This window comes from Oleiphilus sp. HI0061 (assembly GCF_001635675.1).
Map to the genome: position 1 here is coordinate 1 of NZ_LWFE01000723.1, position 524 is coordinate 524.

The following is a 524-nucleotide window of genomic DNA, read 5'->3' on the forward strand; positions in this document are numbered from 1 at the left end:
TTCATATGCTATATACCGGCCATCCAATATTGGGCGATGGGCTTTATGCTCACGAGTCGGCATTAAAGGCTAGTAGCCGTTTATGCCTACATGCCACAGACTTAAGTATCTACCAGCCAAAGACTAAAACTTTTATGGAGTTCTCAAGTGCTACACCTTTTTAGTCAGATAATCCAGTTTACCTGGCTGAACAAAATCGTTTTGTACCTTGCTTTGCTGTTCTCTTGTATTGCCGCGTTTTCACCCCTTACGGGGCTGGAGCAAGTTAATGTGAGTGACAAGGTGCTCCACCTAGTAGCATTTTTTGTACTTTCTTTATTGGTTCAAATTGCCTATCCAAGGCTAGGTTTAAGGGCAATACTATTTTGCTTGGCTTGCTTTGGTCTGGGTATTGAGCTTGTTCAGGCTTACTTGCCCCACCGTAGTTTCGAGCTAAATGATTGGTTTGTAGACTTGTTAGGCACAGTGATTCACCTGATCCTTATTGCGCCAACTATTAAGAGCAAGTGTTTGAGTGGTAAATA

Annotated in this window: 1 protein-coding gene; it reads left to right on the forward strand. The window is 42.6% G+C overall.

Features of this window, described 5'->3' with window-relative positions; translation table 11 throughout:
* Nucleotides 1-147 precede the first annotated feature (147 nt).
* Nucleotides 148-524: VanZ family protein (locus A3735_RS09045; RefSeq protein WP_068637962.1), on the forward strand; the 377-nt coding region annotated here is incomplete at its 3' end.